The organism is Streptomyces sp. NPDC013187, from assembly GCF_042899705.1.
GTDB lineage: Bacteria > Actinomycetota > Actinomycetes > Streptomycetales > Streptomycetaceae > Streptomyces > Streptomyces hawaiiensis_A.
Map to the genome: position 1 here is coordinate 177,017 of NZ_JBIBAF010000010.1, position 11,063 is coordinate 188,079.

Sequence of the window (11,063 nt, forward strand, 5' to 3'; positions counted from 1 at the left end):
CGGTCTGATCCGGTCTGATCCGGTCCGATGACGGAAGCGCGGGGCGTGCGGGCCCCGCGCTTCCGTGTGTCTTCGGTGGGTCAGCGGCGGGTCAGCTCGATCCTGTACTCCCGGGTCTGTGAGCCGTCTTCGCCGGTCACGGAGACGATGTGGGCCGTCCTGCCCCCGGCGGTGTCCGTCCGGACCGTCACCTTCGCGTACGGGTCACGCGGCGTGGCGGTGATCCGGGCCCGGTCCGGGCGGTCGACGGCCACCCGGTAGCTCGTCCGGTCCGGGTCGAAGCCGGCCAGGGGCGCACCGTCCAGCTCGACCGAGGCGGCAGCCGCGTCCGCGGAAACGCCCGGCGCCTTCGCGTAGACCTCGATCTCGCCGAGGGTGATGTAGCCGCCCGGCCGGGCCGTCATCACGACCCGCACGCCCGTCGAGGGGCCGATCGCCCGCACCGGGACGTCGGCCACGGGAGCCCCCTCGGCGCCGACGGCGACCTGGTCGCTCGCGTCGGACCATGTGCCGTCGGAACCTCGCACCTGCACCTTGAGGGACTCCGCGAAGCTGACGTTGGCGCCGTCACGGTGGAAGTGGGTCACGACCCGGGTCAGATCGTGTGCTTCGGGCAGGGTGAAGGTGATGGTGTCGGACGGGTTCTTCGTGCCGGACCTCCAGTTCGACCAGGCCTTCTCGGACGTGGTGCCGTTGCGCAGGCCCTCGGCGGAGTAGCCGCTCTCGGTGTAGGTCGCACCGACCGCCACGCCCTCGTCGCGCGCGGCGTTGGTCTCCTCGGGCGTGGTGACCTGGACGCGTACGCTCGCCGCTGCCGTGTCTCCGCCGGGGATCCGGGCGGTGCCGCGCAGGCTCACCACACCGGTGTCGTCGAAGGCTCCCCCGGGCACGGGGTTCCACGTGACCGGAAGGTCCGCGGTTCCGCCGTGCCGTCCCACGCCGGTGACCGTGGCGGGCAGGTCGGGCAGGCCGCCGGTGTAGGTCTTGGCGCGGGCGGGCACGGTGGCGGCGATGGTGTCCACGGTGACGACCGCCTCGGCCGGGACGGTCCGGCCGAGGGCATCGGTGGCCCGGCCCTTCACGCGTACCGTCCCGGGTTTGCGCCAGCGTGAGTCGGAGGGCAGCGTCCACTCGACGGGAAGCGCGCCCCGGGCGCCGTCCGGGAACACGGGCTTCACGGTCCTGGGCAGTTCGGGGGCGCGCCCGGGGACGGTGAAGGCCTCGGCCGGCTCCGTGCTGAGCACCGTCTCATCGCTCACCCCCCAGCGCTGGTTGGCGTTGGAGGTCGGGAGGTGGGCCGAGACCCGGGCGCCGTCGGCCGTCGACTGGCCGACGACATCGAGGAGACGGCCCGTCGCGGCGTTCACGAAGGTCCAACTGCCGTCCCCGGTGGTCGACATGATCCAGTGTGCGGCCGGTGTGTCCCCGTCTTCGAGCACGGCCTCGTCGTCCCGCACGGCGAGGTGCCTGCCGTCCGCGGCGTTGACGAGGGCGTAGCGGTCACGGTTGCCGTTGCCGCGCGTCAGCCGCTCGACGGACCAGAGTTGCGACGTGGCGGCCGGGTCGGCCGTGCGCACGACGACGCCGTCGCCCTCGGCGGACGGCGTCAGGGACTTGCCGCTCTGGGTGCCCTGGAGGCGGTAGACATGACCGGCCTCGACCAGCGCGGCGCCCTTCGCGGTGCCGGACACGCCGTCGACGACGAGGGTGGTCACCGACTTGGCGGGGACCGTCACGGTGGCGGAGTGGTCCTCGACCTTCACGGGTGCCCCGCGGACCAGGGCACCGTCGTTGCTGGTCACCACGGGCGTCACGGTGGCCCCGCGGGCGACCCGCCGGAACTTCGTCAGGTCCAGGGTCACGGTACGGGGAGCGGTGCCGCTGTTGACGTGCACCACCGTCGCTCCGCGGCCGGACTTGCGTACGGCGGCGACGCTGGAGGGATCGTCGACCTTGACGAAGTGGTCGCCGGGGCGGATGTGATGGGTGAAGTTGCGCAGGGTGTGAAACTTCGTGTTGGCCTTGATCGGGCAGCTCTCCAAGGTGTCCTTGGAGGTGCAGTTGAACGGGATGTGGATACTGCCCCAGTTCTTGCCGGCCTGCGCCTGGGGGATCGAGTCCTCGACCGGCTGCCACAACACCCAGGCGGACGGCTCCAGTTCACGGATGTCCTCGACGACCCGCGTGGCGATCCCGAGCCCGGGTTCCATGCCGGTGAAGTCGGTGCCGGTCCCCCAGGTGCCCTCGACCTCGCTCATCCAGAACGGCTTGCCGGCGGCCTTGGCGCTGTCGCGGGCGCTGGTGCGCATGCCGGTGCCGTAGGTGTGCACGTTGAGCTGGTCGACGGCGGCCCGGGCTGAGCTGTCGTAGGCGTTCCAGTTGCGGACGAAGGTGTCGGGGTTGGTCTCGTCCATCGCGGAGATCGTGGCGCGCGTCCTCGCCTTGTCCAGGGCGCGTTGCAGGGCCAGGACGACTTTCTGCTGGAGCTCCGGACCGGCGTGCGCGCCTTCCTGACGGCCGCCGGTGGGCTGTCCGTCGGCGCCGATCCGGGTGCCCCAGTAGTTGGTGTTGGGCTCGTTGAGCGGGGCGATGGTGTCGAACGAGATGCGGTGCTTCTTCTCCAGCCGGTCGGTCACCTTCACCAGGTAGGTGGCGAAGTCGTCGACGCGGTCCGCCCGTATCTGGTCGGTGCCCGCGTCGAAGCCGCCCGAGACGTAGCCGCTCACGGTCTGGAACCAGGGCGGCGAGTTGCTGAACGCCTCCCAGCGGGTCACCTTGCTCTTGACGCGGTCCACCCACCAGCGCTGGCCCGCGTCGGCGGACCAGTCCCAGTGCCCGGGGTCGTCCGGGTTCCACCAGTCGGTGTCCTCCCGGGTGGTGCCCTCGGGAGCCTTCCAGAAGCCGTCCATCGTCGCGCCGGTCTTCATGTAGTCCTTGCGGACGTCGGGGGCGTTGCCGCCGCCGATGTTGTAGCGCGCGATGTTGAGGCGGAGTCCGTCCTCGCCGAACAGCATGTCGGCGAGCTTCTGCCGGATGGGCTCCGGGTAGCGGCCGGTGATGTTGGCGAACCAGACGAGGCTCGTCCCCCACCCTTCGAACTCCTGCTGCCGGTAGGACGGATCGATCCGTACCGTGACCGCGCTCGCCGGCGGATCCGCGGCAGCAGCGGTGACAGGAGGCACGGCGACGAGGCCCGCGCCGAGTGTTAAGGGGACGGTGATCGCCAGTGCCGTTCGGGCGAGGCGATGTCTGCTGGACATGGATTCCCTTCGGGAGCGAACAGAACCGCGCAGAGTCGATCGAGCTTCCCGAATGTTTTAGGACGGCAATCAACACGTCAAGAGGTGAGGCGAGTTGGGAACCCGGTGGGTGCCGCTGCGCAACGTGTGCGTGCGGGAGCGAGAACGTACGGCCCGTGCACCGAAAAGGGAGGGGGTCGGCGGCGGCGCGGCTGCCTGCTGCGCTTGTTGTGTGCGGGTGGTGCATCCCGGATTGGTGATCGCATCCCGCCGGGGCCGCTGGGCGCCGAGGGCGCACTCACGCGGAGCCGGTGCCCTGGGACCGGCCGACGGCTGACGGCTGACCGGCCGACGGCTGACCTACACGCGAAGGTGCCGCGTCCCGCCACGGGGACGCGGCACCGCATGTGACCTCAGTGCTTGAAGACGTCCTTGGTCTTCTCCTTGGCCTGACGGGCGTCACCCTTGGACTGCTCCGCCTTGCCCTCGGCCGTCAGGCGCTCGTTGCCCACCGCACGGCCGATCGCCTCCTTGGCCTTGCCCTTGGCCTGCTCGGCTTTGGCCTTGCCCTTCTGCTCTCCAGCCACGGTTCGTTCACTCCATGTCGTGTCCGACTACGGGGTCACCGCACCGAGTGACCAGGAAAGCGGCAGCTCAAACGTGCGCTGCGGTCGTCGGGCCCGGGATGCCCACGGCTGCGGGGTGCCGTGGGCGCGCTGGGCACGACGAAGGGGCTGCGTGGACGACTCCGGACGCACATGGTGGAGCCGAGAACCACCTCTGTGATTGCCCGCGGTCAGTGACAGCACCCGTCGGCCGCCTGGGGGCCTGGGGTGGTGTCGAGGCGGCAGAAGCAGGACGCCCGGACGGGCACGTCCGCCAGCGCGGTCGCGAGCTTGAGCTGGTGGGCCACGAGGGCCGCCTCGCCGGTCTTGCCACTGCGCAGCAGGCACTCGTGGAAGCCGTGCAGGGCCCAGACGTTGCCCGGGTGCTGGAGGGGGCGGGGCAGGGTGTCGTCGAGGCCGAGGTCGGCACGGTAGACGGCCTCGGCCTCCGCCACGCGGCCCTGCTCCAGCAGCAGTGCGCCGTAGGCGTGGCGGGTGGGCTGCATCCACCCCCAGGGCTCGTCGTAGGGCAGGTTGTCGTCCAGCACGATGGAGCGCTCCAGGGCCGCGAAGGCGAGGTCGTACTCGCCCCTCCGGTATGCGAGTTCGCCGTCCAGCATGGCGGAGGCGATGGCGAGGATGTCGTGGCAGGTGTTGTTGAACAGCATCCGGGTCTCGGGCACCCTGCTGACCGCCTCGCGGAAGAGTTCGCGTTCGGTCTCCGCCCGGTCGACCTGGCCGGTGGCGGAGAGGGCGACGCCCCGGGCGTAGTGCCGCATGGCGACGGTCGTCGCGTAGAGCTCCTGGTCGGCGGGGGCGGGCAGTGCCAGGATCTCGGTCCAGCGGCCGAAGCGGATCAGGACGTGGACGCGCATCGCCAGGAACGCCTCCAGCCAGTCGGCCATCGGCGGGCTCTGGACCCGGAGCAGGTCTTCGGGGATGGCGGCCTCCAGCTGGGCGGCGGTGTCCAGGGCGACCTGCGCCTGCCCGAGGAACATCGCGCCGTAGATCTTGAAGTGGTGGTTGTGCGCCCGGTAGAGGGTGTAGAAGTTCATCGCGCCGGCCTGCCGGTGGTACTTCTCGTCGGCGGCGATCGCGGCGCTGTTGGCGGAGACGACCTGGCGGTAGTCGCCGCACAGAACGTCCAGGTGTGAGGGCATGTGGAGCAGGTGTCCGGCGTCGGGCACGAGGCCGCGCAGACGGTCGGCGACGGTGAGGGCCTGCTCCGGCGTCGGGGACATCTCCATCAGGTGGATGTACAGGTGCAGGACGCCGGGATGCCGGAAGCCGCCCTCGGTGGCGAGGGCGGCTTCCAGCACGGCCCTGGCCTCGGTGGTCCGGGCACCCTCGGCCGGCCGGCCGGTCTTGAGGTCCCACAGCTGCCACGGGGTGAGGTTCATCGCTGCGTCGGCGTGCAGGGTGGCGACGTCCGGGTCGCCGGGAGCCAGTTCGTAGACGACGCGCATGGCGTCCGCGTAGGGCTCGTTCCACACCGAGCAGTCCTCGACGGCCTGCGACTGCGGATAGCGCGCCCGCAGTGCGCCGATGAGGGCCTGCTCGACCGGGGTGGCGCGGGCGGCCTTCTCATGGGCCCTTTCCACGGCCCTGTGCGTGCGCTCGACGGTTTGCGCCAGTTCTTCGCCGTCGAAGAATTCCCAGGGCTTGTTGTAGTTCGGGCCGAGCGCGTAGGCGATACCCCAATGGGCCATGGCGCAGTCCGGGTCGGCCTCGGCCGCCTTCTCGAAGCAGGCGACGGCTTCCTCATGGTGGAACGCGTACGTCCACATCAGACCGCGGTCGAACCAGAGTTGAGCATCGGGCGAGGACGTGGTGACGGGACGGCGGTGCGTGCCGAGATCGTAATAGTCGCCCATGAGTTTCTCCTGGGAAAGCGGCCGGGGCCGCGAGAATAGCGGTTGCGGACACGCCTGAAGACTTTCGATAAATTCTCGTATATCCAGATTAGCGGTTCTCATCACGGCTGCCCGCGGCCCCGGGCATGGTGGAAGCCATGACTGACTTTCCGAGTTTTCCGCCCGGCTTCGTGTTCGGGGCCGCGACCGCCTCGTACCAGATCGAGGGGGCGGCGCAGGAGGACGGACGCGGGCCGTCCATCTGGGACACCTACAGCCACACCCCGGGGCTGGTGGCGAACGGGGACACCGGCGATGTCGCCTGTGATCACTACCACCGGTACCCGGAGGATGTCGCCCTGCTGCGTGAGCTGGGCGTGGACTCGTACCGCTTCTCGATCGCCTGGCCGCGGATCGTGCCGGACGGGTCCGGCCCGGTGAACGTCAAGGGGCTGGACTTCTACTCTCGGCTGGTCGACGAGCTCCTGGACGCGGGGATCGAGCCCGCCGCCACCCTCTACCACTGGGATCTTCCGCAGGCGCTGGAGGACCGCGGCGGCTGGCGGGTACGGGAGACCGCCGAGCGGTTCGGTGAGTACGCGGCCGTCGTCGCGGAGCACCTGGGCGACCGCGTGCCGCGCTGGATCACCCTCAACGAACCCTGGTGCAGTGCCTTCCTCGGGTACTCCGTCGGCCGGCATGCCCCGGGCGCCCGCGAGGGCCGTGGCGCGCTGGCCGCCGCCCACCACCTGCTGGTCGGGCACGGCCTGGCCGTACGGGCCCTGCGGGCGGCCGGGGTGCGCGAGGTGGGCATCACCCTCAACCTCGACCACCACCTGCCCGCGACCGGCTCCCCCGCCGACCGGGCCGCCGTCACCCGCGCGGACACCCTGCACAACCTGGTGTGGACCGAGCCGCTTCTCGCAGGCCGCTACCCGGCGGCCGAGGAGGAGACGTGGGGTGAGCTGATCAGCGGTCAGGACTTCCGGCAGGACGGTGACCTCGAGCTGGTCTCCCGGCCTCTGGACTTCCTCGGCATCAACTACTACCGGCCGATCGTGGTGACCGACGCCCCCTACCGTGAGAGCGACCCGTCGCGACGCGTCGCGACCGACAACCGGTACGCGGAGGTACCCATGCCCGGCGTGCGGCGCACCGCCATGGGCTGGGCCGTCGCGCCCCACACGTTCACCGATCTGCTCGTGGGGCTCAGGGAGCGGTACGGCCAGGCCCTGCCGCCCGTCCTCATCACCGAGAACGGCTCCGCGGAGGACGACGAGGCCGGCCCGGACGGGGCCGTCCACGACCCGGACCGGATCGCCTACCTGCGCGACCATCTCACCGCGCTGCGGGCCGCGATGGACGCCGGGGTGGAGGTGCGCGGCTACTACGTGTGGTCACTCCTGGACAACTTCGAATGGGCCTTCGGATACGACAAGCGCTTCGGGATCGTTCGCGTCGACTACGCCACCCAGCAGCGGACACCGAAGGACAGCTACCACTGGTACCGGTCCATGATCGCCGCACAGCGGCGGTGACCGGGGTGGTGCCCATCGCGTCCGAGTGCAGCAGCGAGGACGACACTGTGGCCCGCGAGGGCCCGTCCGAGCGCTTGTGACACAAAGCACACAGATCGCCACATAGGGCACACGCGGCAGGGTGGACACCCATCATCTTGTCGTTCGATCGGGGGGCACCTTGCCCAGTGGGCTGGCCCGCCCAACTCCCGCTCCCTAGGATGTACTTCCTGTCCAGCCAGTCCGTTGGCGCGGCACCTTGCAGGGGGAACGATGCACTCCGAGAAGCAGCTGTCCACCGAGATCGACGCGAACGTGCCGACGGCAGCGCGCATGTACGACCACTACCTGGGCGGCAAGGACAACTACGCGGCCGACCGCGCGGCGTGCGAGGAACTCGACAAGGTCGTGCCCAGCACGCGCCGCCTGGCCCTGAACAACCGGCGCTTCCTCCAGCGGGTGGTGAAGACCCTCTCCGAGGAGTACGGCATCCGCCAGTACCTGGACCACGGGTCAGGTCTGCCGACGCAGGACAACGTGCACCAGGTCGCCCAGCGCATCGAGCCCACGACCCACGTGGTCTACGTGGACAACGACCCGATGGTGCTGGTCCACGGCCGTGCGCTGCTGGAGCAGGACGAGCGCACGACCGTCATCCACGCGGACATGCGCGAAACCGACCTGATCTTCGGCCACGCGGACACCAAGCGGCTCATCGATTTCGACGAGCCGGTGTGCGTGCTCTTCAACTCGGTGTTCCACTGCATCCCGGACAGCGACACCGACGGGCCGCTCGCGGTGGCCCGCCGCGTACGGGAGCGGCTCGCGCCCGGGAGCTTCATGGTGATGTGCCAGCTGGTCAGCGAGGACCCGGAGGTCCGCGCCTTCGTCACGAACTTCATGGACCAGGCGACCCAGGGCCACTGGGGCCGCGTGCGGGAACCGAAGGACGTGGAGACGTACTTCGAGGGTCTGGAGATTCTCCAGCCCGGGCTCGTGGAGGTGTCGACCTGGCGGCCGGACACCGAGGTGGCGCCCCGTCAGCTCACGCACGAGTGGATCGAGTTCGGCGGAGTCGGGCGGGTTCCCCTGGAGAAGTGACCGTGGTGTCCGGCGCGGGGCGGTCGTCGTCCCGCGCCCGGCATCCTCGCGTCAGGGGTAGCGCTGCTCCATCGTCTGCCGCAGCAGCTCCAACGAGTCACGGGGCTTGAGCGCCTCGTCCGCGAGCCGGTCCAGCGCGATCCGGTACTCCTCGGTCTCGTCGCGGTCCTCGAGGAAGTTCGCGCTCTTGATGTGCTCCAGGTAGACCACGTCGGGCAGATCGAGGCCGCCGAAGCGCAGATACGTGATCGGGATGGCAGGTGCCGAGGCGTTGGTGACGCTCAGCGGCACGATCTGCAGCGTCACGTTGGGACGTTCGGCCATTTCCACGAGGTGCGCGAGCTGCTCCCGCATCACCTCGGTGCTGCCCAGGACGCGCAGCAGCACGGACTCGTCGATGATCGCCCACAGCTGCGGGGCGTCCGTCCGCGACACCAACCGGGCGCGGTGTCTGCGCAGTTCGACGCGTCGCTCGACCTCACCGGCCGGCGCGTTCGGCAGGCCGCGCTCCACCACGGCCCTGGTGTAGGCGGGGGTCTGCAACAGGCCGGGCACGTACTGGATCTCGAAGGTACGGATGGTGGCGGCAGCCTCCTGCAGTCCGACCAGCCGGTCGAACCACTCGGGCATCAGCCGCTTGTCGTACCGCTGCCACCAGCCCGGCTCACCGGCCCGCTGCAGCAGTTTGAGCAGTACCGAGGCCTCGTAGTCGTCGGTGCCGTACAGCTCGAGCAGGGTGCGGACGTCGTTCTCCGTCGGCGGGCGGCGGCCCTTGCCCGACTCGATGCGGGACAACTTCGCGGCACTGAACCCGGCAGCGCGCGCCGCCTGGTCCTGGGCGAGCCCGGCGTCCTCTCGGAAGCCGGCGAGCTGTACACCGACCAGCATCTTCAACAGAGTCGGCGCCGGCTCGGGCCTGTCCAGGTAGGGTTCCAGGCGGGAGATGCGATGTGACGCGGCGGACATCCTGACTCCCAGCAGACCGGCACAAGGGCGATTTACACTATCGCACTTCACCAGGTCTTCACGCATCCACCCAAGCAGCCCGACATAAGTGGGGAGTTGGGCTCCACTTGCTCCCCCAGAGCGGGACACCGCACGCGAGACGCCACCGCCCCTCAGAGCAGGTGGTCGAACTCGCCGTCCTTCGCGCCCGCCAGGAAGGCCGCCACCTCCGCCGACGTGTAGACCAGGGCGGGACCGTCGGGGTCACGGGAGTTGCGCACGGCGATCCCGCCGTCCACGAGGGGGGCGACTTCGACGCAGTTGCCCTCGGCGTTGCTGTGCCGGCTCTTGATCCAGCAGGCGTCCAACGAGCTTGCCTGCACTCCGTTCCGCACTGGTGGCACCGCAGTCTCCTTGCTGTTCTCGTTCCCCGCCGCGCACGGTGTGCCCGGCCGTTCCCCCGAGTGCGGCCGCGTTCCTCCGACCGCACTCGTCCCGGCTTGCGTACCCACAACGGCTGGATTCTCACGCAATTTCTCGTGCAATTGCACGCGAGCGCCTTCAGCGTGGATAATAGCCGCGGCGTCAACCCCCGGGCCGACGCCGTGTCCTGACGTCGCATCGGGGAGATGCCGTGTCATCACCTGCGCAGCACGTGCTCCGGCCGCCGAGTGGGGCTGCGGCACACGCAGGCGCCCCCGGAGCGACTCCTACCGCGCCGGCCGGCCCGCACACGGTCACGCCGTACGGGATCCCGCCCTCGGTGCCGAAGACACTGCCGCAGTTCTCAGGTGCCCTGTCCGCCTCGGCCGCCCTGCGGGTCGAGTGCAGCCGGGAGGGGTTCGCTCGAGTCCGGTCCTTCACCCGCGACACCCTGCACGGCTGGTCGCTCGACCACCGCTGCGACGACGCGACCCTCGTCATCACCGAGCTCGCCGCCAACGCCGCGACACACGCGGCGCCGAGAACCCCCGGTGTGCCGGAGATTCGCCTCGGATTCCTCCTTGATCCCGGCCACCTGCTGGTCACCGTCTTCGACCTCGACGACCACCCGCCCGTGTTCGCGCCGACCGGCGTCGCCCTGGAGGAGCACGGCCGGGGGTTGTGCATCGTCGACGCCCTGTCCGAGGAGTGGGGCTGGTCCCCCGGCGCTCCGGCGGGCAAGACGGTCTGGGCCCGGTTGTCGACCCGGCCGGCCGCACCCTGTCCACCCATCTGACACGACTGCCGCGGAAAGGCCCCTCGCCATGCGCAGCGCTTCGACGGAACACCCGAGCAGCGAGCGCCCCGAGCGCCCCGACGCCCCCACCGGGACGGCCCGGAACACGCCGCTCACGGCACTGGACCGTGTGCCGTGGGGCGACATCCAGGACTCCACCGGCTCGGCGGCGGCCATTCCCCTCCTGCTCAACGGCATCGCCGCGGGTGATGCCGACACCGCCCGCTCCGCCCTCGACGATCTGCGGAAACGGATCTGCCAGTTCGGTTTCGTCGTGGAGCAGGCGACGGCGGCCACGGTTCCGTTCCTGTGGGAGCTGGCCAAGCTGCCACAGGTGACGTGCCGTGCCCAGATCATCCGGCTGCTCAAGAGCATCGCCGACGCCCGGCAGTGGGAGAGCACCGCCGCCGTCTATCCGAAACTGCTGAACCATCGGGAGAACCCGGTCGTGTGGGAGCGTGCGGCCCGCCAGGCCGTGCGGGCCCGGCGCGGCGAGCTCGGCCGGCTGCTGGCGGACGACGACCGTGAGATCGCCCGTGCCACGAACGAGCTGGCCCGCTCGCTCGGCGCCTGAAATCGTCGTA

General features: G+C 70.2%; 9 protein-coding genes. 4 read left to right on the top strand and 5 right to left on the bottom strand.

What is annotated here, in order from left to right:
- Positions 1 to 80 precede the first annotated feature (80 nt).
- The 3 genes from ACFY5B_RS22685 to ACFY5B_RS22695 all read right to left on the bottom strand — a co-directional run bounded on the left by ACFY5B_RS22685 (position 81) and on the right by ACFY5B_RS22695 (position 5,718).
- Positions 81 to 3,260 carry a glycoside hydrolase gene (locus ACFY5B_RS22685; RefSeq protein WP_389971921.1) on the bottom strand — a complete coding sequence of 1,060 codons (3,180 nt, stop codon included), beginning with the start codon at positions 3,258 to 3,260 and terminating at the stop codon, positions 81 to 83.
- A gap of 392 nt (positions 3,261 to 3,652) precedes the next feature.
- Entirely contained in the window at positions 3,653 to 3,826 is a 174-nt protein-coding gene (locus ACFY5B_RS22690; protein WP_389971923.1) for a CsbD family protein, read from the bottom strand.
- Positions 3,827 to 4,035: 209 nt separating this feature from the next.
- Complete coding sequence (locus ACFY5B_RS22695; protein ID WP_389971925.1) at positions 4,036 to 5,718, bottom strand: hypothetical protein; 1,683 nt, start codon at positions 5,716 to 5,718, stop codon at positions 4,036 to 4,038.
- A 137-nt stretch (positions 5,719 to 5,855) separates the two neighbouring features.
- Between ACFY5B_RS22695 and ACFY5B_RS22700 the strand changes: the two genes are divergently transcribed.
- Together ACFY5B_RS22700 and ACFY5B_RS22705 are read left to right on the top strand one after the other, a co-directional pair.
- Positions 5,856 to 7,235, top strand: coding sequence for a GH1 family beta-glucosidase (locus ACFY5B_RS22700; RefSeq protein ID WP_389971926.1), 1,380 nt, complete (start codon positions 5,856 to 5,858; stop codon positions 7,233 to 7,235).
- Positions 7,236 to 7,487: 252 nt separating this feature from the next.
- Entirely contained in the window at positions 7,488 to 8,315 is an 828-nt protein-coding gene (locus tag ACFY5B_RS22705; RefSeq protein WP_389971928.1) for an SAM-dependent methyltransferase, read from the top strand.
- Between the two features lie 51 nt (positions 8,316 to 8,366).
- Here the strand turns inward: ACFY5B_RS22705 and ACFY5B_RS22710 are convergent, their stop codons facing one another.
- Positions 8,367 to 9,281, bottom strand: a complete 915-nt coding sequence (locus tag ACFY5B_RS22710) for a helix-turn-helix domain-containing protein (RefSeq protein ID WP_389971930.1) — start codon at positions 9,279 to 9,281, stop codon at positions 8,367 to 8,369.
- Between the two features lie 152 nt (positions 9,282 to 9,433).
- Positions 9,434 to 9,664 carry a DUF397 domain-containing protein gene (locus ACFY5B_RS22715; protein ID WP_362043388.1) on the bottom strand — a complete coding sequence of 77 codons (231 nt, stop codon included), beginning with the start codon at positions 9,662 to 9,664 and terminating at the stop codon, positions 9,434 to 9,436.
- 230 nt (positions 9,665 to 9,894) lie between these two features.
- Between ACFY5B_RS22715 and ACFY5B_RS22720 the strand changes: the two genes are divergently transcribed.
- Positions 9,895 to 10,479, top strand: a complete 585-nt coding sequence (locus ACFY5B_RS22720; protein ID WP_389971932.1) for an ATP-binding protein — start codon at positions 9,895 to 9,897, stop codon at positions 10,477 to 10,479.
- 28 nt (positions 10,480 to 10,507) lie between these two features.
- A complete protein-coding gene (locus ACFY5B_RS22725; RefSeq protein WP_389971934.1) occupies positions 10,508 to 11,053 on the top strand; it encodes a hypothetical protein in 546 nt (181 codons plus the stop codon).
- Positions 11,054 to 11,063: the final 10 nt, after the last annotated feature.

Bases quoted from the DNA above. Each gene is read 5' to 3' on its own strand.
- ACFY5B_RS22695 (WP_389971925.1), bottom strand. From the start codon at position 5,718: ATGGGCGACTATTACGATCTCGGCACGCACCGCCGTCCCGTCACCACG.
- ACFY5B_RS22710 (WP_389971930.1), bottom strand. From the start codon at position 9,281: ATGTCCGCCGCGTCACATCGCATCTCCCGCCTGGAACCCTACCTGGAC.
- ACFY5B_RS22685 (WP_389971921.1), bottom strand. From the start codon at position 3,260: ATGTCCAGCAGACATCGCCTCGCCCGAACGGCACTGGCGATCACCGTC.
- ACFY5B_RS22705 (WP_389971928.1), top strand. From the start codon at position 7,488: ATGCACTCCGAGAAGCAGCTGTCCACCGAGATCGACGCGAACGTGCCG.
- ACFY5B_RS22700 (WP_389971926.1), top strand. From the start codon at position 5,856: ATGACTGACTTTCCGAGTTTTCCGCCCGGCTTCGTGTTCGGGGCCGCG.
- ACFY5B_RS22725 (WP_389971934.1), top strand. From the start codon at position 10,508: ATGCGCAGCGCTTCGACGGAACACCCGAGCAGCGAGCGCCCCGAGCGC.